Genomic DNA, 23,679 nt, shown 5'->3' on the forward strand with positions numbered 1-23,679 from the left:
GCCCTTTGCCCCCATGGCCGCTAACCGCGCAAACCCATGAAGTACGTCAGCACCCGGGGGCAGGCACCCTCGCTCGATTTCCAGGGCGTCACGCTCGCAGGCCTCGCTTCCGATGGCGGTCTCTACGTGCCCGAGACCTGGCCGCAGTTCAGCGAGGACGAGATCGCCGCGATGGCCGGGCTGCCCTACGCCAAGCTGGCGCAGACGATCATGCAGCCCTTCGTCGGCAACTGTCTTACGCCGGAGCGACTGCTCGAATTGTGCGAAGAGGCCTATGGCCGCTTCGCCCACGCCGCCGTCGTTCCGCTCAAGCAGCTCGATGAAACCCAGTGGGTGCTCGAACTGTTCCACGGCCCGACGCTCGCATTCAAGGACGTCGCACTGCAGCTGCTTGGCCTGCTGTTTGAGGAATTCCTCGCGCGCGGCGATGACCACATCACCATCGTCGGTGCCACCTCGGGCGATACCGGCTCTGCCGCCATTGATGCCGTGGCCGGCCGCGCCAAGGTCGACATCTTCATGCTTCACCCGCACGGCCGCGTGTCCGACGTGCAGCGCCGGCAAATGACCACAGTCATCGCGCCCAACGTCCACAACATCGCCATCGACGGCAGCTTTGATGACGCGCAGGCGATGGTAAAGCGCATGTTCAACGACGCGGCTATGACCAGCCGCTTCGGTATCGCAGCGGTGAATTCGATCAACTGGGCCCGCCTGATGGCGCAGGTGGTGTACTACTTCTATGCCGCGCTCCAGCTGGGCGCACCGCAGCGCAAGGTCGCGTTCTCGGTGCCAACCGGCAACTTCGGCGATGTGTTTGCTGGCTACGTTGCGGCCAAGATGGGGCTGCCGATCGAACGCCTGATCGTGGCCACCAACGTCAACGACATCCTCCACCGCGCCCTTTCGACCGGCGACTATTCCGCCAGCACGGTCACGCCCACTGCCGCGCCTTCTATGGACATCCAGGTCTCCTCGAACTTCGAACGCCTGCTGTTCGACGGCTGCGGCCGTGACGGTTCGGCCATGGCCGGTCAGATGAAGCACTTCGAAGCCACCAAGGCGATGCAGCTGACCAACCAGCAGCGCGAATCGGCGGCTGAACTGTTCACTTCCGAACGCGCCGACGCCGGGCAGATGGCCAACGCCATGCGCTGGGCCTACGAGGCATGCGGCGAAGTGCTCGATCCGCACACCGCCATTGGCCTCCACGCCGCACGCGTGGCCGAGGGCATCCCCGCTGGTGTTCCCATCGTCACGCTCGCCACCGCACACCCGGCCAAGTTCGTCGATGCGGTCGAACGCGCAACCGGCGTGCGCCCTGGCCTGCCTTCACGCGTTGGTGACCTGTTCGAGCGCGAAGAGCGCTACGATCGCCTCCCCGGCGAATACGACGCGGTCGCCGCCTACGTGGCCGAGCGCGCGACGCTCAAGCATGGCTGATCTCGATCTCCAGCCCAAGCTGATGGTGGGTGAGGGCTGGGCGGATTTCGCCCTGCTCGATTCCGGCCATGGACGGAAGCTGGAGCAATACGGCCCGCATCGTTTCATCCGGCCCGAACCCCAAGCGATGTGGACGCCGCACAGCCCTGATTGGCGCGCCGACGCCGAATTCGTTCCCGGTTCCGATGAAGACGGGGGCGGACGCTGGCAGTTCGATCGCCCGGTCCCGCGCGAGGGGTGGGAACTCTGCTGGAACGACGTCCGCTTCACCGCCTCGTGCACGCCATTCCGCCATTTGGGCTTCTTTCCCGATATGGCCCCGGTGTGGGACTGGATGGGCGAACGGCTTGCAGGAAAGGCAGAGGCGCAGACGCTGAACCTGTTCGGCTACACCGGCGTCGGCACGCTGGCATTGTCCGAATACGGCCCTGTCACGCACGTCGACGCATCGAAGAAGTCCGTCGCCCAGGCCCGCGCCAACGCGCAGCTTTCCGGGATGGCAGAGCGCCCGGTCCGCTGGATCATCGACGACGCCGCCAAGTTCACCGCCCGCGAAGTCCGGCGCGGACGTCGATACGACGGCATCATCCTCGATCCGCCCAAATTCGGCCGTGGCCCCGATGGCGAAGTCTGGCGTCTCGAGGAAAGCCTCCCCGGTCTCGTCGCCGATTGCGCAAAGCTCCTTGATGCCGACAGCCGCTTCCTGTTTCTCACGGTCTATGCCGTGCGCATGTCCTCGCTTGCCATCGCCGGACTTCTGGCGGAGGCACTCAAGGACCTGCCCGGAACGATCAAACACGGCGACCTGTGCATCCGTGAGCAGGGCGAGAGCGGCCGCCACCTGCCCACCGCCATCTTCGCCCGCTGGAAAAACTGAAATCCCCCAGGCGCAATGGACTCCGCTCCGCGCCGGTGCCAAAGAGCGCATCCCATGTCCGACAGCCTGATCCTCGAAGTCGCCAATCTCGAAACCGATGTCCTCACCGGGATCTATTCGGAAGAGACCGGCCGCCCCCAGCCGCTGCGCATCACGATGCGCGTGGGGCTCAGGCATCAGGACCAGTACACGCCCGATTGCCCGCTCTCGGCCAGCAAGAACTACATGGATCTCAAGTTCGCAGCCACCGATGGCTTGCCCAAGGGGGTGCATTTCAAGCTGATTGAGGCCGTGGCAGATCACATCATCGAAACGCTGATGCTGCAGGATGATCGGGTCAGGTGGGTAGAAGTGAAGATCGTGAAGCTGGCGATCAGCGAGAATGGCGAGGAAATCGGCATAACGCTGAAGCGCGAGCGGAAGGCCTGATGGCAGGTCCGCTGTTCCGGCCCCTTGCGCTGGTAACCGGCGGCTGGCGGCGGATTGGCGGAGCGATTGCTCGAAAGCTGGCGACCGAAGGCTGGGACCTTGCGCTCCATGCCCACCGCGCCTCCACTTTTGATCATGAGTTCAAGGCACAGCTCGAATGGCTTGGCGCTGTGGTCCATCCCATATCGGGTGATCTTGAAGACCCGGCCTATCCGCCGCGCCTGCTTGCCGAAGTGACTGCCCTTGCCGGTAGGTCGCCTGACCTGCTGGTGAACTGCGCCTCGCTGTTCCACGATGACCGCGCCGATACGATCACATCCGAAGAACTGGAGCAGCACTTCCGCGTAAACCTGTTTGCGCCGCTGCTGCTGATGCGCGCATTTGCTGAGGCGCTTGGTGGACGGGCGGGTTCCGTGGTCAACATTCTCGACCAACGCGTAATCAACCCTGTGCCCGACCAGATCAGCTACACGCTGTCCAAACAGGCGCTGCACGCCTCGGTGCGAACGATGGCAAGGGCCATGGCTCCGAGGGTCCGCGTGAATGGCGTGGCCCCCGGCCTGATCCTGCCGACGGCGGACTACGATGCCGAGCAATGGCGCAGGCTTGAGGATATCATGCCGCTCAAGCGCCTGCCGGGTGCGGACGAAATTGCCGATGCGGTCCACTATCTGGCAAACGCCAAATCGGTCACCGGGCAGACTTTATTTGTCGATGCAGGCGCAGCCCTTGAATCTTATGCCCGTGACTTCGTATACCTAGAGAAGTGACAGCGCCATCGCCCTTGATTGACCGGTTTGCCCGCCGGATCACCTACCTCCGCCTTTCGGTGACTGACCGCTGCGACTTGCGCTGCGCCTACTGCATGCCAGAACGCATGGAGTTCCTGCCCAAGGCAGAAGTCCTCACGCTCGAGGAACTGCACCGCCTCTCGCTTCACTTCATCGCCCGTGGCGTGCGCAAGATCCGCCTGACCGGCGGAGAACCGCTCGTCCGGCGTGACATGATCGATCTGGTCCGCGCCCTTGGCCGCAAGCTCGGGGACGGGCTGGACGAACTTACAATGACCACCAACGGCACCCGTCTTGCCGAATTCGCCGACGATCTGGCGGTGGCTGGTGTGAAGCGCATCAACGTATCACTCGATACGCTAGATCGTCAGGCATTTGCCAAGCTTTCCCGCCGCGACATGCTGCCGCAAGTGCTCGAAGGCATTGCTGCTGCCAAGGCCGCCGGGCTGAAGGTCAAGATCAACGCCGTCGCGCTCAAGGACATCAACGAAGCGGAACTGCCCTCGCTGATCGAATGGGCGCATGGGGCAGGGCACGACATGACCCTGATCGAGGTCATGCCATTGGGCGAGATCGAGGGTGATCGTTTCGACCATTACCTGCCGCTCGACGCCGTTCGCCGCGATCTTGAAAAGCGCTGGACCCTGACCGACAGCACTGCAAGTTCCGGCGGCCCGGCCCGCTATGTCGACATCGCCGAAACCGGCGGTCGCCTCGGCTTCATCACCCCGCTCACCAGCAACTTCTGTGCCGGCTGCAACCGCGTCCGCGTCACCGCCACGGGCCAACTCTACATGTGCCTGGGCGGCGAAGGCCGTGTGGACTTGCGCGCCGCGCTGCGGTCCGACGATCCGGACGGCGCTCTGTCAGAATGCTTCGCGCGCGCCATGGGTGAAAAGCAGGAGCGTCATTCCTTCGTGATCGACAAGCCCGGCGGGGCCCCTGCGGTTTCACGCCACATGTCGACCACGGGCGGCTGAGCCATGGCAAAGCTGGTGTTCATGGGACGGCTCGAGGACGTGGCCGGAACCGCGGAGATGTCGGTGTCACCGGGCCCGGTCGAGCAGGTCCTTGCTTCGCTCGATCCCGCACTCGCGGTCCAACTTCTGGGCGAGAAAGTCCGCATGGCCCACAATGGCCGCCTGTTGACCGACGTGGGCGGCGTGGTCCTTGCCAATGGTGACGAACTGGCCTTCCTCCCTCCGGTGAGCGGTGGCTGACGCTCGCCTCTCGCTCGACGCGTTCGATCCGGCGGCAGAGATTGCCGCTTTCAATGCACGCCACCGCTCCGCTGGCGGCATCGTCACCTTCGTTGGCCAGGTTCGCGACTCGGGCGGCGTCGAGGCGCTGGAACTTCAGCACTACGAACCGATGACTCTCCCCGGGATGGAGGAACTGGCCCGCATTACACAGGCGCGCTGGCCGCTCGAGGGGCTGCTCATCCTGCATCGCAGCGGCGTTATGTATCCCGGCGACGCCATCGTGCTGGTCTGTGCTGCCGCCCGCCATCGCCGCGATGCCTTTGCCGCAGCCGATTTCGCGATGGATCACCTCAAGAGCGAATCCTGGTTCTGGAAGCGCGAGAAGACAGCAACGGGCTGGCGCTGGATCGAACCCCGGCCCGAGGACCACGAAGATATTTCCCGCTGGCGGGCATAGATCCGCGCGCAGTTTGATTCCCGTCAAGGAATCGCCGGTCGCCCGGGCGCATGCAGGCTCCGTTACAAGGAGCCCAGTCCATGAGCATGCACATCGCTTCCGACCGGATCGATCAGGTCGCCGATATCGTAGCCCAACCGCAACAGACGGTTGTTGATCGCAACTTTGGCCTGCCCGGCGGGCTCTATGCCGTGTCAGCGGGCGGCTACCTCGCGTTCATCGCGATGATGGCTTCGATCTTCGGCAACGGTGAACTCGCCATTCCGATGACGATCTTCGTGCTGTTCATCGCCTGCGCTTTCGGCATCCCCGCCGTCTGGACCAAGCTCGGTGCCGATCGCCATCCCGATGCGCTTGGCTGGTACGATTTCCGCCGCAAGGGCATCCAGACCCTTTCGGGCAAGCTCGATGCCAGCTCGGCCATGGCGCATGTGCTGATCCTGCCGGTGCTGATTGCGGTCTGGGGCATGGCCATCGCGGTGATCGTCGCCACGGTTCGCTGACCGATACAATCTACCCCCCGAAGGGCGCTGCGCACCCCCGCGCGGCGCCCTTTTCCTATCCGGCGAGCTGCGCCAGCAGCGAGTCGATCACGCGGGTTTCGCTTTCGACCAGCGCTTCTACCTCTTGCCGTGCTTCCAGTACGGCTTTGAGATCCGCATCCGAGCCATCGACCGCGCGGTTGCTGGCTTCGGTCTCCAGCCGGTCCAACTCGGCCAGCGGCAGCCCCGCCTCGGCCCGCGCCGATTCGAGTCGGGCAAGTTCGACCGACGCCACCGACCAGCTCTCGCTGCCCTTGGCCGCGCCCCGCGCCGCACTCACGGCGCGCGTCGCCGATCCGCGTGCGCCCTCGAACGTCGCGTGTGCCTTCGCCGCATTGTTCCGCAGTCCTTCAAGACGCGCAGCCATGCCATCTGACATGACTGCCGGGACGGGCGGGGCAGGAGTAGCACCTGTGGGCACACGGTAGGCGTTCTCGGCAGGCCTGCGGGCGAGCGAGGGGTATTGCCCGCGATCGGCGCATCCGCTGATGAGCAGGACAGTGCCAAGAGTTGCGACAGTTGCGAGGATTCTATTGCGCCGGGCCATGCCCGCGCCATAGCATGGCTTGACGCACTCGCCAGCGTCCAGTGCGCTCAGCCGTGCACGGGTACCCGATTTTGCCTGCGAGTCCGCCAAGATCGCATTGACACAGGGCGCGGCTTTGACTATCCGCGCCACTCTTTCCGGGACCCTGCACGCAGCGGGGTAACGGTGTGTTGCCCTCAGTCAGCGATTCGCAGGCGTTGGGCGCCTCATTTGGAATCGCCTCGGGCAACCGCAGGCTTTTGGAACGGATACACAGAACGATGTTCGCAATCGTGCGCACGGGCGGCAAGCAGTATCGGGTCGCCGCCGGAGACAAGATCGCGGTCGAGAAGCTGGCAGGCGAAGCCGGCGACAAGATCACGCTGGGTGAAGTCCTCCTCGCTGGTGACGGCGATTCGCTGGCTGACGCCGCGAAGATCACTGTTTCGGCAGAGATCATCGCCCAGGCGAAGTCGGAAAAGGTGATCGTGTTCAAGAAGCGCCGTCGCCACAACTATCGCCGCCGCAACGGTCACCGCCAGCAGCTCACCCTGCTGCGCATCGTCTCTGTCGCCTGAGCGCAAACGGAATTCGGAGTAATCTGAGATGGCACACAAGAAAGCAGGCGGCTCTTCGCGCAACGGTCGCGACTCAGCCGGTCGTCGCCTCGGCGTCAAGAAGTTCGGCGGTCAGGAAGTGATCGGCGGCAACATCATCATCCGCCAGCGTGGCACCCGCGTGTATCCGGGCGCAAACGTCGGCATCGGCAAGGACCACACCCTCTTTGCGCTGACCGAAGGCCGCGTGCGTTTCCACGCCGGCAAGCTCGGCCGCAAGTACGTATCGGTCGACATGATGGCCGAAGCGGCAGAATAACCGGATGGTCATGCAAAGGGCCGTCCCGATGGGGTGGCCCCGCCAGCGCTCAACAGCTGGCCGATAGAGGGAGAGGGCCCCGCCCATCTCCCTCTTTTCACGTCTCCCTCGGACGCAAAACCGCTCCCTCGCATTCGGACGCAAAGCCTGTCCGATCCAGCGCAGGGCGCAATACCTCTGTCACGACAACCGCTTAGGGGATCGCTGGCAGAGGGGCCGACGAAGGAGATTTCTAATGTTCATTCGCAGCGAACGCCTGTTCCTGCGGCCCGGCTTCCCCGAAGACTGGGCCGAACTCCACGCCCTGATCGATGACGAGGCGGTCGTGCGCAACCTTGCGCGCGCGCCATGGCCCTACGGCCCTGACGATGCCAAGAGCTTCGCCGCGCTGCCGCAGGCGGGCAAGCACCCGCACTTCTTCATCACGCTCCCCGGATCGCACGGTTCACGCCTGATCGGCTGCGTCGGTCTTGCGCGCTATGGCGAGGAGACGGAACTCGGTTACTGGATCGGCCGCCGTCACTGGGGGCAGGGCTATGCCACCGAGGCTGCCCGTGCTGTGCTTTCACTTGCCCGCTCGTTCGGTCACCGGCGTGTGATCGCCACGCCCTTTGTCGATAACGAGGCCTCGGCCCGTGTCCTCGCCAAGGCAGGGTTCCGCGCCACCGGCGACGTGCGGCATATCCAGAGCCCTGCGCGTAGTGAGCCGGTCGCAGCGCTCGTCCACGTGGTAGACCTCGTCGCACCGGTAGATTGCGATGGGCCACAGGACGGCGGTTTCGAACCGATGCGACGCGCGGCCTAGCCTGCAAGCGCCATAAGAAAAGGGCTCCCGGAAGGGAGCCCTTTGCATCTTATCCCGGCATCACCGCATCGGGAAATTCGCTGTCCGCCTTACCGATCAGCGCACGATCATCGTGCTGCCACGGGTGGAACCCCGGCAGGAAGTAGCTGATCCACGCCGGGAAGATGCGGCGGATCACGCCCGGCTTCCACAGCAGGTACGCGGCGAGCTTCCACTTCCACTTCGCGCCGGTCAGCCCATCCTGCGCCAGCAGGTCGAGCGTGTCCTCGATGCGGTGCGTGATGAAGTTCTTCGTCACCACCACCATCATCAGGCTCTTCACCTTCCAGCGCTTCCAGCGGCTCCAGTTACGGGTCGCGTGCAACCAGGTGTCATATGCGACACCCTTGTGCTCGATTTCCTCGATCGCATGCCAGCGCCACATGTCGGCGGCTTCCTGCTCGGCCCCGGCAAAGTGCGCCGGGTTGGCGAGAAACTCGTGCGCCATCATCGCGGTATAGTGTTCCAGCGCCATCGTCGCGGCAAGGTTGAGGATCACCGGGCGATCCTTGGTCAGCGCCAGCATTTCCTCGACGCGCTTGTCGATGCGCGCGATGTCATAACCTGCATTTTCCGCCGCACGGTTGAAAGCCACGTGTTCGCGCGTGTGGTTGATTTCCTGCCTCACGAAGGCGCGGATTTCCGCTTCGAGCTTGGGCGGCACGCCATCGCGATGGGCCTTTACCGCTTCGATGAAGAATGCCTCGCCGCGCGGGAAGGTGGCCGACAGAGCGTTATGCCAGGCCGTCGCCACCGGATCGTTGTTCAGCCACCATCGGCCCGCAGGCTCATTGCGGCCAAAGCGACGGTCACGTATCGTGATCGTCAGGTCTGAAGGGGTGGGCGCGGTCTTGCCGGAAGTGGCGGCGCGCTCTAGTGCGATCGTGGGGGTCATGGCAGTCATGAACGACAATCTAGGCGTGCTTACACCAATGTCAATAAGGAAGAGGCTTCCACCCGAAGAAAGCCGCATGGCCGCGCTCGAAGCCGCGCGTGCCCTCTTGGTGGAAACCGGGCCTCAGGCCGTCACGCTCAAGGCCGTGGCGGGCCGAATCGGCCGTACACACGCAAATCTGTTGCATCACTTCGGCTCGGCTGCCGGGCTGCAGAAGGCTCTGGCCAAGCATCTGGCCGAGACCATTTGCGCCACGATTCGCGATGCCGTGATCGCCAGCCGCTCCGGCATCGGCAAGCCGCGTGACGTTGTCGACCTCACCTTCGACGCGTTCGACCGCGAAGGTGCAGGTGCCCTTGCGTCGTGGATGCTGCTCTCGGGCAACGAAGACGCGCTCGATCCCATCGTCGACACGATCCATGATCTCGTCGTCGATCTCGAGGAATACAGCTCGGATGCCCAGCGCAGCACCACGCTGGCGCTCACGCTCATGGCTCTGGGTGATGCACTGATGGGCGGGCCGCTCGCCAAAGGTCTCGAACTTCCGCGCACCGCCGCGCGTGACCGGGCCGAGCAGATGCTGATCGAAGGAATCGCCGCGACGCAGGCTACGCAGGAGGGCTGATCTCCATCCATCCGGGCACGAGGTCATCGGCGATATCCTCGACCCGGCGATGGTCCACTGCAAGTCCCAGCTCCGCATAGACCACGCGCTGTCGCGCCTGGTCCGACCGGTCCACCGGCACGACAACCAGACGGCGATTGACCTTCTGCCGCCAGTTCATCCGCGCCGTGTTTTCCTGCCCGACATAGCAGCCCTTGGTGAAGCTGACGCCGTTCAGGTCCACTGCGTTGCACTCCAGCCAGAGCACTTCGCCATTGCCAAGCTCCGCTTGACCCTCGGTCACGCCAAGCTTCAGGCGATGTGCGCGCCACGTTTCGTCAGCAGATTGATCCTCTGCCGAAACCGGAGCGATCCAGCGTTGCCCCAGAGCGTGCAGCCGCGGATCGTTCGCCCCGCCGTCGCCCGGGTGGCCTTTCCAGAACACCCCCAGATCATCCGCCCGGTCGATCCCGATCTTCCGCCGCAGACGATACAGCGTCAGCCGCTTGGCCAGCGCGTCAGCCACGTGCGCCTCGCAATCGATCAACAGGCCATCAATGCCGTCCGGCCAGACGAGGAAGTCGAACAGTACCTTGCCCTGAGGGCTTAGCAGTGCGGTCCACACCGGCAAGGCACCTCTCACGTCGTTCGTGACCAGCCCCTGCAGGAAGCCCGCAACGTCCTCGCCAGGCTCCAGCGGGGAAAGGCGGATGAGGGCGCGTTCGAACAGACGGGAAGGCGTGTTGGTCATGGCTGGTAGATAGGAACCGCCGCCGCTAAGGGGAACCCCATGGACACGACAATACCCCAGACGACTCTCACCATTCGCCGCCCCGACGATTGGCACACCCACTTGCGCGACCGTGACGTGCTGGTCGGCGTCGCGCCCTATACTGCGCGCCAGTTCGCGCGGGCGATCGTCATGCCAAACCTGTCCCCGCCGATGACCGACGTTGCCGGCGTTGCCGCCTATCGCGACCGCATCCTCGCCGCGCTGCCAGCGGGCACAGACTTCACGCCGCTGATGACGCTCTATCTGACCGATTCGACCGACACGGCCGAAGTCGAGCGCGGGTTTGCCGATGGCGTCTTCGTTGCCGCCAAGCTCTATCCCGCCCACGCCACCACCGGCTCGGCTCATGGCGTGACCGACATCCGCAACATCTACCCGGTGCTCGAAGTCATGCAGCGCATCGGCATGCCCTTGCTGATCCACGGCGAGGTCACCGACAGCCACGTCGACATCTTCGACCGCGAAGCCGTGTTCATCGAACGCACGCTGACCAGTCTCGTGGCCGACATGCCCGAATTGCGCATTGTCTTCGAACACATCACCACCGAGGAGGCCGCGCAGTTCGTGGAAGGGGCAGGGCCGAACATCGCCGCCACGATCACCCCGCAGCACCTCCACATCAACCGCAACGCCATGCTTGTCGGCGGCATTCGTCCGCACGCGTTCTGCCTGCCCGTGGCCAAGCGCGAGAAGCACCGCCTCGCCTTGCGCAAGCTGGCGACGTCCAACTGTGATCGCGTTTTTCTCGGCACCGACACCGCACCCCACGCCAAGCACCTCAAGGAAGCCGCCTGCGGTTGCGCCGGCATTTTCAATGCGCCCTTTGCGCTCGAAAGCTATGTCACCGTGTTCGACGAGGAAGGTGCGCTGGACCGGTTCGAAGCCTTCGCTTCGCTCAACGGTCCCGCGTTCTATCGCATGCCGGTCAATGAAGACACGATCACGCTGGAGAAGGCGCCCGTCGTCGTCCCCGAAGTGGTTGACTGCAACGGCACCATGATCGTGCCATTCCATGCAGGCGAAACGCTTAACTGGCGCTTGGCTTAACGACTGGCGTGGGCTCGCTTGGCCATGTCCCAGCTATAAAGGGCGATGGCAGACCAGATCAGTGCGAAGCAGGCCAAGCGGGTGGCGTCGAGCGACTCGCCGAAGACCGTCAGCCCCAGCACGAAGCTGAGGGTTGGCGAAAGGAACTGCACAAAGCCCAGCGTCGAAAGAGGCAGGCTGCGCGCGGCGATGGCGAACAGCAGAAGCGGAATGGCCGTTGCCACCCCCGAAGCGATGACCAGCGGCGTGGTGTAGCCGCCCGCCAGAAGGCTGCTGCCCTGCGCGGAACCTGCCGCCAATGAGACGACCGCGATGGCTGGAAGCAGCAACATTGCGGTCTCGATCGTCAGCCCTGGCAGTGCGCCAACCGGTGCCTGTTTGCGCACGAAGCCATAGAACGCGAAGGTGAAGGCCAGCGACAGCGCGACGGCCAGGGTGTCTATCGCTCCGCTCAGCAGCAGCGCGATGCCCGCTCCGGCCAAGGCAACCGCAGCCCATTGCACGCGCGTCAGGCGCTCGCCCAGAAAGGCTGTGCCGAGAACAACGTTGAGTAGCGGATTGATGTAGTATCCAAGGCTCGTCGCCAGGACATGCCCGTTGTTGATAGCGATCACGAAGATCAGCCAGTTCGATCCGATCAGCAGCGCGCTCAAGGCCAGCAGGCCCAGCACCCGCCGATCGGCGAGGGCCGCCCGGACGTCGGGCCACTGCCGCCGGGCCCAGACGATCACGCAGCACACCGGTACCGTGAACACCACGCGCCAACCGACCAGCTCGAGTGGCGGCACGCCATGCAAGGCCTTGAAATAGAGCGGAAGGAGGCCCCAGATCACATAGGCAATCAAGGCTGCCGCAAGGCCGCGCCGGAAGGTGATGGATTCGCTCATCCATTTGCCCCTGCCAGCAACGGGGACATTCGCCAATCCCCGCTTGGCGGACATTTCATCGGCAACAGTCTTCGCTTCGTCGCAAAACGAAAATCTGACGCTGCGGTTGCGATCTGTTCAGGTTCGGCGACGTAAACCTTAATCAACGAAGCAGCAGGACTGGTCGCCGGAGCAGGTGAGGTCCTCCTGGAATGAGGAGAACGACGATGTTCAACCTGAAGAATTCCGCACTGGCCCTTGTCGCCGCGTCTACCGTTGCCAGCGCAGTTCCCGCAACCGCAGCCGTCCTTCCGCAGGCACAAGCTGGCGCCGCCATCTCGACCCAGTGGAACGAAGGCTGGGACGACGATGATCGCTGGGAGCATGGCCGCCGGGACTGGCGCGGGCATGGACGTCATGACCGTTATGATCGCTATGACCGTGATTACGGTCGCGGATATGACCGTGGCTACGACCGCAACTACTATCGCAGCAATGACCGCGGCTACTACGGCGATCCCGTCTATCGCAACACTCGCGTCTGGCGCGGCAATGATGGCCGTTACTACTGCCGCCGCTCCAACGGCACGACTGGCCTCCTGATTGGTGGTGCAGCCGGTGCCCTGATCGGTCGCGAAGTTGCCGGCAACTATGGTGACCGCACCCTCGGCGCGATCCTCGGTGCCGCCGGTGGTGCGCTTCTCGGTCGCGAGGTCGACCGTGGCGGCTCACGCTGTCGCTAAAAGTTACTGACCGTCCTTCGGGTCGCGCTGAAAGGTCGGCTGGGGAGCGCTCCGCGAAAGCGGGGCGCTCCCTTTTTCTTAACCCTGTTGCTTTAGTCGCGAGCCATGCGCAGCCTCGGCCTCGTCATCACATTCGCTCTCGCAGCCTGCGGCAGTGCGCCGGTCGAGCAGGACAAGACCCCGCTCGACCCGGTGATGACCGAAGCGCTCGAGGGTCAGCTGATGGTCGACCCAGATCTCAGCCAGCAAAACATGCGCAACCTGGCGATCGTGCCCGGCGGTCCGATCGACCCCGCGCTCCCGCTGCCCGATCCGAAAAGCTGAGGTCTTATTCGCTGCGCAATCCCACGCCGATGCTGGCGCGCGGCTGGTCCATCTCGGTCGAGGCAACCGGATAGGCACAATAATCCGCCGCATAATACGCGCTCGGCCGGTGGTTGCCGGAAAGACCTACGCCGCCGAACGGTGCCGCAGACGAAGCGCCGTTGGTCGGCCGGTTCCAGTTGACCACGCCAGCCCGGATGTTCGCCCAGAACCGGTTGTAATCCTCAGGCCGCCCGCCGATCAGAGAGGCTGACAGCCCGAAACGCGTATTGTTCGCCTCGGCAATCGCCTCATCGAAATCGTCGATCTTCACCACCTGCAGCAGCGGACCGAACAGTTCCACGTCAGGACGCTCGGCAATTCCGGTCACGTCGATGATGGCAGGGCTCAGGAACGGTAGGCCCTCCTGCAGCCTGACCATGTGCTTGATCGGCCGCCCGCCCGACGAGAGCAGATAGACAAAGCTTTCGGTCAGCCCGTCGGCCGTGCGGTTGTCGATCACCGGCCCCATGAACGGCGCAGGCTCGTCAAACGGTGCACCAACGATGATCCGGTCCGCCAGCCGCTTCACTTCGCCGACGACCGCATCGTACATTGAAGCCTTGATGATCAGCCGACGCCCTGCCGTGCAGCGCTGTCCCGCGCTGGTGAAGGCCGACTGCACGATCAGCGTTGCCGCATCCTCGATCTTGGGCGTGTCCCACACCACGATCGGATTGTTGCCGCCCATTTCGAGCGCGACGATCTTGCCCGGGTTCGAAGCCAGCTTGCGATTGATGGCAATGCCGGCATGGGCCGAGCCGGTGAACAGCACGCCGTCGATCCCGTCATGCGCGACCAGCGCCTGGCCTTCCGTCGGCCCGCCGATCAGCACCTGCACCACCGCTGCCGAGATTCCGGCGCGATGGAAGCACTGCGCCAGCATCTCGCCGGTGGCAGGCGTCTTTTCCGAAGGCTTGAACACGACCGCGTTGCCCGCAATCAGCGCCGGAACGATATGGCCGTTAGGCAGGTGTGCCGGGAAGTTATAGGGCCCCAACACCGCCAGCACGCCGTGCGGTTTGTGCCGCAGCGCTGCCGTGCCCTGCATCGCCGAATCAAGTTTGCGCTGCGAAGTGCGGTCGGCATAGGCGCGGATCGAAATCTCGACCTTGTTCACGACGCTCTCGACCTCGGTGCGCGCTTCCCACAGCGGCTTGCCCGTCTCGCGCGAGATCATCGTGGCGAGCTTGTCGGCGTCCTTGCGCACCTCGTTGGCGAAACGGCGCACCAGTTCGATGCGCGTGGCCAGCGGCTGCGCGGCCCAGGCGGGCCAGGCCCGCCTTGCGCGCGCGACGACTTCATCGACATCGCCGATCTTGCCGCGCCACACTTCGGCGCCGGTTGCGGGTTCAAACGAGACGATTTCGGCAGCTGCCACGGATTTGCCTGCTCTTCTTTTCGGTTCTTGCGCGAACGATGGGGTCCCGGTCCCGGGGCGTACCGTAACGCGGCGTTCGTTACCGATTAAACAATATTCACCTGCGTCACCACCCCCGGAGGCGCGAAATTCCTAAGCTTTATGCCCGAACGGTTCGGGCCTCGCTCCCATGGCCGCTTCCATCAGTCGCACGGCCTCGACCTTGGCGAACAGGGCGCTCCAATCGTCACTCTCGGCAATCGGCTGCCAGATGGCTTCCACCTCATCGATCAGCATGGACTGAGGCGCGGCCTCGGACCAGTACGGATGGCTACTGTCAGTCGCAGCATAAGGCGCCAGCGTCGCCTTGAGCGCCTGCTCCTCCTCGCCCGCACCGAACGCCCCACGTCCGCCGCGATGCGCAAAGAAGAACGCGTCCGGCCCCAATCCTTGCGTGACCATCACCTTCTCGCAGGCCCCGATCAGCGCGGTATCCTCATCGATCCCGCGCTGCTCCACGCCTAACCGCCAGAGCCACCGCCGCGTCATCGCGCGTTGGTAAAGCTCGGGATAGCGGTTGAGCGCCTCGATCAGCGGCGGCGCTTCAACCAGAGTTCGCAATGCCACCGCCAACTGCCCGCAATTCCAGTGAATCGCCTCGGGCTGGCGGCCATAGGCATAGAGCCCCTGATGGTCGAAGTACGCCGCCGTGAACCCCGGCTCCCACTTCGGCAGCCAGCGCCACGGCCCGTAATCGAAGCTCTCCCCGGTCACGTTCATGTTGTCGGAATTGAGCACGCCATGGACGAAGCCCGCTACCATGTAGCTCGCCGCCATGTCGGCCATGCGCTCGACCACCTGATTGAAGAACCGCACCGCCGGATGAGGCGCATCTTCATGGCCTCCCGGAAAGTTGGCGAGGCAGTAGGCTACCAACTGTGCCATCTCGTCCTCGAGCTCCAGCGCCGCCAGGCGCTGAAACGTGCCGATGCGGATGTGCCCGTGAGAGAGGCGCACCAGCACCGCAGAGCGCGTCGGCGAAGGCTCGTCGCCCCGGTAGAGTGATTCGCCCGTCTCGATTACCGAGAGTGTGCGGCTGGTATTCACCCCCAGCGCCTCGAGCATTTCGGTCGCCAGAATCTCGCGAACTGCACCCTTCAGGGTCAGCCGCCCGTCGCCCGCGCGGCTCCACGGCGTCTGCCCGGAACCCTTGGTGCCAAGGTCCATCAGCCGCCCGTTGCCGTCCAGCATCTGCGCGAAGGTATAGCCGCGCCCGTCGCCCAGATCCGGATTGTAAACACGGAACTGGTGGCCGTGATAGCGCAGCGCCAGCGGCCCCGGCATATTGGCTTCCAGAGGCTCGAACCGCCCGAAATGCTGCACCCATTGTTCGTCCGAAAGCCCCGCCAGCCCGACATCGGACGCCGCCCGGTCATTGCGCCAGCGCAGGCGCGTTTCGGGGAAGTCCGCCGGTCGCACCGGATCGCCGATCCAGTCGGCCAGAGCCATGATGCGTGGGGCCGGACGATAGGGCGAGGGACGATAGATCGCGTCTTGCGGGAGCGCCTGCATCCGGCAATAGTGGGCATGACCAAGCCTGCCCGCAAGCAGGCACCCCCGATTTCACGCGGAATACCAGACGAAATGGCCGAATACGAAGATCGCTACTGGACCAGCAGCGACGGATTGCGCCTGCATTTCCGATATTTCGATGGTGACGCTGCCCGCCCGCCGGTGATCTGCTTGCCCGGCCTCACCCGCAATGCCCGCGATTTTGAAGACCTCGCCACCCGCCTCGCCGGAACATGGCGCGTGATTTGTCCCGAGATGCGCGGGCGAGGGGACAGCGACTACGCCAAGGACCCGATGACCTACACGCCCATGCATTACCTGCAGGACGTCGAGGCCCTACTTGCGCAGGAAGGGATTGATCGCTTCGTCTCCATCGGCACCTCGCTCGGTGGGTTGCTGACAATGCTGCTCGCCGTGTCGAACCCGCAGCGCATCGCCGCCGCCGTGCTCAACGATGTCGGCCCCGAGGTTTCCGAAAAGGGTCTGGAGCGCATCCGCGGCTATGTCGGACAGGGGCGCAACTTCGAAACCTGGATGCACGCCGCCCGCGCGCTTCAGGAAAGCAGCGGCGATGTCTATCCCGATTGGGACATCACCGACTGGCTCCGCTATGCCAAGCGCATCATGGCTCTCGGCACCGGCGGCCGCATCGCCTTCGACTATGACATGAAGATCGCCGAACCGTTCGAGGCGCCTGCCGGAGCCACGCCGCAGGTTGACATGTGGCCGCTCTACGATGCCCTCGCCACGCGCCCGCTCCTTATCCTTCGCGGCGAGACCTCTGACATCCTCGAACGCCCCACAGCCCAGAAGATGGCCGCGCGCCCCGGCGTCGAACTCGTCACCATCCCGCGCATCGGCCACGCGCCCACGCTGGACGAGCCCGACAGCATTGCCGCGATAGAGCGCCTGCTCGCCAAGGCATGACCCAGAACAGGACTGGGCCCGCGCCGATCAAGCTGCTCCACCTGCACTCGACTTTCGATGCAGGCGGCAAGGAGCGTCGGGCCGTGGCCCTGATGAACCGCTGGGGCAAGGGCGCCTCTGGCCGCAATCTCGAACATCACATCGTCTCGGCCCAGCCGGGCGCGATGGGCGCCAAGTCGCTGATCGACAAGCAGGTCCGCGCCTTCTTCCCCTTCGGTTTCCCACCGCTTGCGGGCAAGCTGCGCATCGCCCGCCTGCAACAGCTCGCCCGCGCCATGCAGGGTTTCGACCTGATCCTGACCTACAACTGGGGCGCGATGGACGCCGCGCTCGCCCATGCTATCTTCGCCCCATCGATGGGCCTTGCTCCATTGATCCACCACGAGGACGGCTTCAACGCCGATGAATCGACCGGGCTCAAGCGTAGCCGCAACTGGTATCGCCGCGTCGCCCTGGCGCGTGCGAGCAACCTGATGGTGCCTTCGCGCCAGCTAGAGGACATCGCGCTCGGCATATGGCACCAGCCGCGCGGACGGGTCCTGCGCATTCCGAACGGCATCGACACGGCGCTCTATGCAAGGAAGCCGCGCCCCGATGTCCTGCCCCGCGTGGTCAAGCGCGCGGGCGAGAAGTGGCTGGGCACGCTCGCGGGCCTGCGCGCGGTCAAGAACCTGCCGCGCATGGTGCGTGCGCTCGTCGATCTGCCGCCAGAATGGCACCTCGTCATCCTCGGCGAAGGGCCAGAGCGCGAGGCCATTCAGGCCGAGGCCATGCGGCTGAATATCGGTCACCGCGTCCACTTGCCCGGCCACGTCGCCGATCCTTCCGCAGCCGTTGGCCTGTTCGATCTCTTCGCGCTTTCGTCGGACAGTGAGCAGGCACCGCTTTCGGTGATCGAGGCCATGGCTGCTGGCCTTGCCGTCGCCAGCCCTGCCGTGGGCGATGTCGTTGAAATGGTGTCCGAGGAGAACCGCCCGTTCATCACCACGCCGGGAGATGATGCCGCCTTGTCGAGGGCTGTGGCCGAACTTGCAGTCGATCCTGCCCTGCGCCAGCGCCTCGGCACCGCCAACCGCGCCCGCGCCGAAGTGGAATATGACGAGCGGGTCATGGCCAAGCGCTATGCCGACGCCTATTCGCGCGTTCTCGGGCGCGAGGCTTTCGGCTGAAAGTCCTGCTCCTGCCGCTTCAGCCACCGTTCACGCGCTGGAAGGCAGGCCTTCACTCAAGAATCAATTCCGTTGAAAAGGCGGGCCCATCCGCTAAACACCGCGCCAGACAAACGCTAGCAATCTTCAACGTCACATCCCGAAAGCGCTGCCTTGGCTCTCCGTCCCGACCGCAATCAGTCTTCTTCCAACCCTCTTGCCGAGCGCGCTGGCGCTCAGGCCGATGGCTTCCTGCGCGAAGTTGACGATGCCCTGCGCGAAGATCAGGTCTTCACCGCCATCCAGAAATACGGCAAGCCTGTCGGCGCGCTGATCGCGGCTGGCCTGCTCGGCCTTGCCGGATACCTCTGGTACGAAAATCACAGTAGTGCCAAGGCCGCCGAACAGGGCGAAGCCATGACCAAGGCTATCGACGATCTGGAAGTGCGCAACCTGAAGGCCGCGACCGATGCCGTCGCGCCGCTGGCCAAGGATGGCACCGACGGTTACCGCGCTACTGCCCAGATGCTTGCCGCTGGCGTCCTGTCCGAACAGGGCAAGAAGGCCGAAGCCGCCAAGGCTTTCGCCGCAATTGCCGCCGATGCCGATGCGCCTCAGGCCTATCGCGATCTCGCCACGATCCGCGAAGTCTCGCTGAATTTCGACCAACTCGGGCCTGACAAGGTGGTCGAACGGCTCAAGCCGCTGGCCGTACCCGGCAACGCCTGGTTCGGCAGCGCGGGCGAACTCGTTGGCCTTGCCTACATGAAGCAGGGCAAGAACGAACTGGCAGGAGCGCTCTTTGCGCAGATCGCCAAGGACAAGACCGTCCCCGATACGCTCCGTCGCCGCACTCGCCAGATGGCGGGCCTGCTCGGCGTCGATGCGGTCGAGGAACCCGGCTCGGCCGTAATCGTCCAGCCGGCGAAGTAAGAATTGAGGATGCAACCGATGACGCCGAAGCCCACTTTCCGCCGCGCCTCGCTAACCAGCGTGCTGGTCCTCGCGCTTGCTCTGGGCGGCTGCGGCGTCTTCGGCAAGAAGGGCGTCAAGACCACGCCGACCGTCGGCATGCGCCAGCCGATCCTGTCCAAGATCGAAGCTGGCACCAAGGTCGATGATTCGATCTCGCTGATGAGCGTGGTCCTGCCCGCCGCTGAAGTGAACACCGAGTTCGCGCAAGGCGGCGGCAACGCCTCCAAGTCCTATGGCCACCTCGCATTGGGCGAGAACCTCGGCAAGGCATGGAGCGTCTCGATCAAGGGCTCCAACGCTCGCCAACGCCTCGCTGCCTCGCCGGTCATCGGCGGCGGCAAGCTCTATGTCATGGACACCGACGGCACCGTCCACGCCTATGATGCCAACACCGGTTCGCGCATCTGGGAAACCTCGGTGCGTGCTGAAAAGCAGAACGCAGGCTCGACCTTCGGCGGCGGTGCCTCGTTTGACGATGGCCAGCTCTATGTCACCAACGGCGTCGGCGAAGTCGCCGCGCTCGATGCCGCCACCGGCTCGATCAAGTGGCGCGTCAAGCCTGCCGGTCCCTTGCGCGGTTCGCCCACCGTCGCCTTCGGACAGGTCATGGTGATGACGCAGGACAACCAGATCATCACCCTCAACGCCCCCGATGGCGCGGTGCTGTGGAACGAAAACGCGTCCGTGGGCCAGACCAACGTGTTCGGCGTCGCCTCGCCCGCTGCCGGGCAGGGCACCATCGTTGCCGGATACTCCTCGGGCGAACTCGTCGCCTATCGCTATGAGAACGGCCGCCAGCTCTGGGCCGATGCCCTCGCGCGCACCTCCATTGCCACTTCGGTTTCCACCCTGACCGACATCGACGCCGATCCTATCATCGAACGTGGCCGCGTCTACGCACTGGGGCAGGGCGGGCGCATGGCCGCCTATGAACTGGTCACCGGCCAGCGCATCTGGGAACTCAATCTCGCCGGCATCTCCACCCCCGCCATCGCGGGCGACTGGATCTTCACGCTGACCGACGAGGCCAAGCTGCTGTGCATTGCGAAGTCCAACGGCAAGGTCCGCTGGATGACTCAGCTTCAGCGCTTCAAGAACGAGAAGAAGAAGAAGAACCAGATTCTCTGGACTGGCCCGGTCCTCGCAGGCAACCGCCTGTGGATCGCCAACTCGCGTGGCGAGATCATGCAGGCCTCCGTCACCGACGGCACGGTCAGCGAATTCAGCGAAGTCGGTTCGAGCGTCACGCTTGCCCCAGTCGTCGCCAACCAGACGCTCTACATCCTCGACGACAAGGGCAAGATCACCGCGTTCCGCTGAGCGCAGGTGATAACAACCATATCCTAACCCTTTGATGGCTAAGGACGGGTGCATGAGCGCCCGTCCGGCCCCGCCACCATCAGATGTATCCGCTGGCGTCGGCCTTGCCGGTGTCGCTGGCCTTGTGCTGTGGGTGCTGACCTGCCGCTTCTGGCCTGCCATCGTCACCACGCTAGGCCTGTCCGCCCCCGCAGAAGTCATGGACGGCCCTTCTGCCGCTCTGGCCGCGCTGCTGTTCTCGGGCAGCGCCATGGTCGCGTGGTCGCTGCTGGTCGAGAAAGTCCACCTGCGCCCCTCCACCGGCATAGACTGGTCCGCGCCGCGCCCATTGCGAGAAGTGGTCGACATCTCGATCACCAAGATCGCCGGTCTTTGGGCAACCTGGGCGGTGATCGGCTTCGCCTATTGCATCGCCCGCTGGTACTGGCGTGGGCAATATGTCTTCGCGATGGAAGTGCTGGAGACCGCCGCTCCCATCCTGTTTATCTGCGCGATCCCCTACGTCCTGTGGCTCGACCGCGTGCTGGTGAACCCGCGCGATGCCTCGTGGCACTTCGGCGCGATGCTCATTGGCCGCGAACCGTGGGAGCCTGCCGAAGTCAAGCGCCACGCGCTCGCATGGCTGGTGAAGGGCTTCTTCTGCGCCTTCATGATCTCGATCGTGCCGGGTGGCTTCGCCGCCGTCGTCCACTTCGACTGGTCATCCGTCCTCCACGATCCCGTCGCGCTCGGCACCCTGCTGATCGAGACGATGTTCATGATCGACGTGCAGATCGCCATGGTCGGCTATCTCGTCACGATGAAGCCGCTCGACGCGCAGATCCGCACCGCCAACCCGGACCTCTCGGCCTGGGTCGCCGCGCTGATCTGCTATCCGCCGTTCATCCTGATGGGCGATGGCGACGTGCTCGACTATCGCCACAACGGCGCCGAATGGGCGTTCTGGCTGCAGGGCCACACCGGCTTGCTATGGGTCTGGGCAGGAGCGCTGGTGTTCCTCACTGCCGTCTATGCCTGGGCCACCGTCGCTTTCGGCCTGCGCTTTTCGAACCTCACTTATCGCGGCGTCCTGACCAACGGTCCCTACCGCTACACGCGCCACCCCGCCTATCTCTCGAAGAACGCTTACTGGTGGCTCGCCTCGCTGCCGTTCCTGACCACCAGCGGCTCAATGGTCGATGCCATTCGCAACACCGTGATCCTCGGCCTCGTCAGCGCGGTCTACTACTGGCGCGCGCGCACCGAGGAGAAGCACCTCCTCGCCGAAGATGCCAAGTATCGCGAATATCATGCCTGGATGGCCGAGCACGGCCCGATCACGGCTGCCCTGCGCAGGCTTGCCCGCGCGGTCACGCCAAAGCGGCCGATCGCCGCCCAGCCCGCCGAGTAACCGTCAGACTTCCGCGCCCTCGTCGGTTTCGAATACGCGGATATTGCGGTCAAACAGGCCCAGTGTCGCGCGTTCTTCGGCCCAGACCTTCATGTGTTCGGTCTGGAAGTGTGCCTTGAGCGCCGCCATGTCGCGCCACTTCTCGGCAATATGGATCAGTTCGGGATCGAGCACGTCCTGCCCATAGGCGTACTGGATGCAGCCGTCTTCCTTGAGCGTGGCCGCGATGACCTTGGCCATCATCGGCCGGATCGGCTCAATGTTCTCCACCGGAACGCGAACGGTGCCCATCACGATGATCATCAGAAGCTCTTTTCCTCGTAGATCCGCGAAAGATCGCCGCCCCACGAGCCATGATACAGGTCGAGCAACCGCTCAGCCGGGGTCTTGCCCGTAGAAACGATCTCGTCGAGCGGCTGGAGATACCCAGTCTCGTTGTCACCCGCCTCGTTCAGTTGCGCGCGTGCGGCCAGGCCCGAGCGCGAAATCGCCAGCACTTCTGCGGCAACGTCGCGCAACTTCCCGCCACCCGGCAGCGTCGCATCCAGCGCAAGTTTGGGCACTTCGGCGCGCAGGCGTTCACGCCCGTCCATATCCCAGCCCTTGACCAGATCCCACGCCGCATCCAGCGCGCCCTGATCGTAGAGCAGTCCCACCCAAAGCGCCGGCAGTGCGCAGATCCGGTTCCACGGACCGCCATCGGCCCCGCGCATCTCGAGGAAGGACTTCAGCCGCACTTCCGGGAAGGCGGTCGAAAGATGGTCGTTCCAGTCCGACAGCGTCGGCTTCTCGCCCGGCAGGACCGAAAGCTTGCCATCGAGGAAGTCGCGGAACGAAAGACCCGCAGCATCGATGTACTTGCCATCGCGGAACACGAAGTACATCGGCACGTCGAGCATGTAGTCGACATAGCGCTCGTACCCGAAGCCCTCGTCGAACACGAACGAGAGCATCCCCGTGCGCGCCGGATCGGTGTCTGTCCAGATATGGCTGCGATAGGACAGGAACCCGTTCGGCTTGCCCTCAAGGAACGGCGAATTGGCGAACAGCGCCGTCGCCAGCGGCTGCAGGGCCAGCGAAACGCGGAACTTCTTCACCATGTCCGCCTCGCTCGAATAATCGAGGTTGGTCTGGATGGTGCAGGTCCGCAGCATCATGTCGAGGCCCATCGAGCCTACGCGCGGCATGTGCCGCAGCATGATGTCGTAACGGCCCTTGGGCATGATCGGCAGCTCTTCGCGCGTCTTGTCCGGCCACAGGCCCATGCCGAGGTAGGCTAGGCCCAGCTTGTCGCCGATGGTCTTCACCTGCGCCAGATGCCGCCCGGTTTCCGCGCAGGTCTGGTGCAGGTTGACCAGCGGCGCGCCCGAAAGCTCCAGCTGGCCTGCAGGCTCAAGGCTCACAGCGCCATCGGGGCCAGACATGGCGATCACGTTGTCGCCCTCGATGATCGGCTCCCAACCGTACTCGGTCAGCGCGTTCAACAGATCGCGAATGCCGCCTTGCTCGCCATAGGAAGGCGCAGCGCGGTCGCTCGTGCGATAGACGAACTTCTCGTGCTCGGTGCCGATCCGCCAGTTTTCCCTGGGCTTTTCGCCCTTCTGCATCGGCACCACGAGCATGTCGCGGCTTTCGATTATGGGATCGTTGCTATTTGAAACTTGCCGCGTGCTCATGCCCGCTTCCGTT

At 64.3% G+C, this 23,679-nt stretch carries 28 protein-coding genes; 20 read left to right on the forward strand and 8 right to left on the reverse strand.

Annotation, left to right across the window (positions count from 1 at the left end; all coding sequences use genetic code 11):
* Positions 1–36 precede the first annotated feature (36 nt).
* The 8 genes from thrC (at position 37) to IQ25_RS10580 (ending at position 5,702) form a co-directional block, all read left to right on the forward strand.
* Complete coding sequence (thrC, locus tag IQ25_RS10545; RefSeq protein WP_144905519.1) at positions 37–1,443, forward strand: threonine synthase; 1,407 nt, start codon at positions 37–39, stop codon at positions 1,441–1,443.
* Positions 1,436–2,320 carry a class I SAM-dependent methyltransferase gene (locus tag IQ25_RS10550; protein ID WP_144905521.1) on the forward strand — a complete coding sequence of 295 codons (885 nt, stop codon included), beginning with the start codon at positions 1,436–1,438 and terminating at the stop codon, positions 2,318–2,320. The genes thrC and IQ25_RS10550 overlap by 8 nt, the downstream gene beginning before the upstream one ends.
* A gap of 54 nt (positions 2,321–2,374) precedes the next feature.
* A complete protein-coding gene (locus IQ25_RS10555) occupies positions 2,375–2,749 on the forward strand; it encodes a dihydroneopterin aldolase (protein ID WP_144905523.1) in 375 nt (124 codons plus the stop codon).
* The gene (locus IQ25_RS10560) at positions 2,749–3,519 is read left to right on the forward strand and encodes an SDR family oxidoreductase (protein WP_144905525.1); all 771 of its coding nucleotides are present in this window, start codon (positions 2,749–2,751) and stop codon (positions 3,517–3,519) included. Before IQ25_RS10555 ends, IQ25_RS10560 begins: the two co-directional genes overlap by 1 nt.
* On the forward strand, positions 3,516–4,520 hold the full coding sequence (gene moaA, locus IQ25_RS10565; protein ID WP_144905527.1) for a GTP 3',8-cyclase MoaA: 1,005 nt from the start codon (positions 3,516–3,518) through the stop codon (positions 4,518–4,520). Before IQ25_RS10560 ends, moaA begins: the two co-directional genes overlap by 4 nt.
* A 3-nt stretch (positions 4,521–4,523) precedes the next feature.
* Entirely contained in the window at positions 4,524–4,760 is a 237-nt protein-coding gene (locus IQ25_RS10570; protein ID WP_144905530.1) for a MoaD/ThiS family protein, read from the forward strand.
* Positions 4,753–5,199, forward strand: a complete 447-nt coding sequence (locus IQ25_RS10575) for a molybdenum cofactor biosynthesis protein MoaE (RefSeq protein WP_144905532.1) — start codon at positions 4,753–4,755, stop codon at positions 5,197–5,199. The genes IQ25_RS10570 and IQ25_RS10575 overlap by 8 nt, the downstream gene beginning before the upstream one ends.
* A gap of 80 nt (positions 5,200–5,279) precedes the next feature.
* Positions 5,280–5,702, forward strand: coding sequence for a hypothetical protein (locus IQ25_RS10580; RefSeq protein WP_246415488.1), 423 nt, complete (start codon positions 5,280–5,282; stop codon positions 5,700–5,702).
* Positions 5,703–5,757: 55 nt separating this feature from the next.
* Here the strand turns inward: IQ25_RS10580 and IQ25_RS10585 are convergent, their stop codons facing one another.
* Complete coding sequence (locus IQ25_RS10585) at positions 5,758–6,288, reverse strand: hypothetical protein (RefSeq protein ID WP_144905536.1); 531 nt, start codon at positions 6,286–6,288, stop codon at positions 5,758–5,760.
* A 260-nt stretch (positions 6,289–6,548) separates the two neighbouring features.
* Between IQ25_RS10585 and rplU the strand changes: the two genes are divergently transcribed.
* The 3 genes from rplU (at position 6,549) to IQ25_RS10600 (ending at position 7,948) form a co-directional block, all read left to right on the forward strand.
* Positions 6,549–6,845 (forward strand): 50S ribosomal protein L21, encoded by a 297-nt coding sequence (rplU, locus tag IQ25_RS10590; protein ID WP_144905538.1) that lies wholly within the window; start codon positions 6,549–6,551, stop codon positions 6,843–6,845.
* Between the two features lie 28 nt (positions 6,846–6,873).
* Positions 6,874–7,143: a 50S ribosomal protein L27 gene (rpmA, locus tag IQ25_RS10595; protein ID WP_144905540.1), complete on the forward strand. Its 270-nt coding sequence runs from the start codon at positions 6,874–6,876 to the stop codon at positions 7,141–7,143.
* Positions 7,144–7,378: 235 nt separating this feature from the next.
* Entirely contained in the window at positions 7,379–7,948 is a 570-nt protein-coding gene (locus IQ25_RS10600; protein WP_144905542.1) for a GNAT family N-acetyltransferase, read from the forward strand.
* A 49-nt stretch (positions 7,949–7,997) separates the two neighbouring features.
* Here the strand turns inward: IQ25_RS10600 and IQ25_RS10605 are convergent, their stop codons facing one another.
* Positions 7,998–8,882 (reverse strand): metal-dependent hydrolase, encoded by an 885-nt coding sequence (locus IQ25_RS10605; RefSeq protein ID WP_144905818.1) that lies wholly within the window; start codon positions 8,880–8,882, stop codon positions 7,998–8,000.
* Positions 8,883–8,919: 37 nt separating this feature from the next.
* On the opposite strand from IQ25_RS10605, the gene IQ25_RS10610 reads away from it, so the two are divergent.
* Positions 8,920–9,507, forward strand: a complete 588-nt coding sequence (locus IQ25_RS10610; RefSeq protein WP_144905544.1) for a TetR/AcrR family transcriptional regulator — start codon at positions 8,920–8,922, stop codon at positions 9,505–9,507.
* Here the strand turns inward: IQ25_RS10610 and ygfZ are convergent.
* On the reverse strand, positions 9,491–10,237 hold the full coding sequence (gene ygfZ, locus IQ25_RS10615) for a CAF17-like 4Fe-4S cluster assembly/insertion protein YgfZ (RefSeq protein ID WP_144905546.1): 747 nt from the start codon (positions 10,235–10,237) through the stop codon (positions 9,491–9,493). The genes IQ25_RS10610 and ygfZ overlap by 17 nt on opposite strands.
* 39 nt (positions 10,238–10,276) lie before the next feature.
* Between ygfZ and pyrC the strand changes: the two genes are divergently transcribed.
* Complete coding sequence (pyrC, locus tag IQ25_RS10620; RefSeq protein ID WP_144905548.1) at positions 10,277–11,326, forward strand: dihydroorotase; 1,050 nt, start codon at positions 10,277–10,279, stop codon at positions 11,324–11,326.
* On the opposite strand, the gene rarD is transcribed toward pyrC, so the two are convergent.
* Entirely contained in the window at positions 11,323–12,213 is an 891-nt protein-coding gene (gene rarD, locus IQ25_RS10625) for an EamA family transporter RarD (protein ID WP_144905550.1), read from the reverse strand. The two genes, pyrC and rarD, sit on opposite strands and share 4 nt — an antisense overlap.
* Before the next feature lie 206 nt (positions 12,214–12,419).
* Between rarD and IQ25_RS10630 the strand changes: the two genes are divergently transcribed.
* Both IQ25_RS10630 and IQ25_RS10635 read left to right on the forward strand, forming a co-directional pair.
* Positions 12,420–12,935: a glycine zipper 2TM domain-containing protein gene (locus IQ25_RS10630; RefSeq protein WP_246415489.1), complete on the forward strand. Its 516-nt coding sequence runs from the start codon at positions 12,420–12,422 to the stop codon at positions 12,933–12,935.
* 105 nt (positions 12,936–13,040) lie between these two features.
* A complete protein-coding gene (locus IQ25_RS10635) occupies positions 13,041–13,259 on the forward strand; it encodes a hypothetical protein (RefSeq protein WP_144905554.1) in 219 nt (72 codons plus the stop codon).
* 4 nt (positions 13,260–13,263) lie between these two features.
* Here IQ25_RS10635 and astD read toward each other — a convergent pair whose 3' ends face one another.
* A complete protein-coding gene (astD, locus tag IQ25_RS10640) occupies positions 13,264–14,679 on the reverse strand; it encodes a succinylglutamate-semialdehyde dehydrogenase (RefSeq protein ID WP_144905556.1) in 1,416 nt (471 codons plus the stop codon).
* Positions 14,680–14,811: 132 nt separating this feature from the next.
* Positions 14,812–16,230, reverse strand: a complete 1,419-nt coding sequence (locus IQ25_RS10645; protein ID WP_144905558.1) for a protein adenylyltransferase SelO — start codon at positions 16,228–16,230, stop codon at positions 14,812–14,814.
* 72 nt (positions 16,231–16,302) lie between these two features.
* Here IQ25_RS10645 and IQ25_RS10650 point away from each other — a divergent pair, with 72 nt between their 5' ends.
* The 5 genes from IQ25_RS10650 (at position 16,303) to IQ25_RS10670 (ending at position 21,990) form a co-directional block, all read left to right on the forward strand.
* Entirely contained in the window at positions 16,303–17,157 is an 855-nt protein-coding gene (locus tag IQ25_RS10650; RefSeq protein ID WP_144905820.1) for an alpha/beta fold hydrolase, read from the forward strand.
* Entirely contained in the window at positions 17,154–18,326 is a 1,173-nt protein-coding gene (locus IQ25_RS10655) for a glycosyltransferase family 4 protein (RefSeq protein WP_246415490.1), read from the forward strand. The genes IQ25_RS10650 and IQ25_RS10655 overlap by 4 nt, the downstream gene beginning before the upstream one ends.
* Positions 18,327–18,479: 153 nt before the next feature.
* Positions 18,480–19,238, forward strand: coding sequence for a tetratricopeptide repeat protein (locus IQ25_RS10660; protein ID WP_144905560.1), 759 nt, complete (start codon positions 18,480–18,482; stop codon positions 19,236–19,238).
* An 18-nt stretch (positions 19,239–19,256) separates the two neighbouring features.
* Positions 19,257–20,600 carry an outer membrane protein assembly factor BamB family protein gene (locus IQ25_RS10665; RefSeq protein WP_144905562.1) on the forward strand — a complete coding sequence of 448 codons (1,344 nt, stop codon included), beginning with the start codon at positions 19,257–19,259 and terminating at the stop codon, positions 20,598–20,600.
* Positions 20,601–20,652: 52 nt separating this feature from the next.
* Positions 20,653–21,990, forward strand: coding sequence for a methyltransferase family protein (locus IQ25_RS10670; protein WP_144905564.1), 1,338 nt, complete (start codon positions 20,653–20,655; stop codon positions 21,988–21,990).
* Positions 21,991–21,993: 3 nt separating this feature from the next.
* Here the strand turns inward: IQ25_RS10670 and IQ25_RS10675 are convergent, their stop codons facing one another.
* Both IQ25_RS10675 and IQ25_RS10680 read right to left on the reverse strand, forming a co-directional pair.
* Positions 21,994–22,293 carry a putative quinol monooxygenase gene (locus IQ25_RS10675; RefSeq protein WP_144905566.1) on the reverse strand — a complete coding sequence of 100 codons (300 nt, stop codon included), beginning with the start codon at positions 22,291–22,293 and terminating at the stop codon, positions 21,994–21,996.
* Positions 22,293–23,666 (reverse strand): glutamate--cysteine ligase, encoded by a 1,374-nt coding sequence (locus IQ25_RS10680; protein WP_144905568.1) that lies wholly within the window; start codon positions 23,664–23,666, stop codon positions 22,293–22,295. Before IQ25_RS10680 ends, IQ25_RS10675 begins: the two co-directional genes overlap by 1 nt.
* Positions 23,667–23,679: the final 13 nt, after the last annotated feature.

It is taken from the genome of Novosphingobium taihuense (genome assembly GCF_007830315.1).
GTDB classification, from domain to species: domain Bacteria; phylum Pseudomonadota; class Alphaproteobacteria; order Sphingomonadales; family Sphingomonadaceae; genus Novosphingobium; species Novosphingobium taihuense.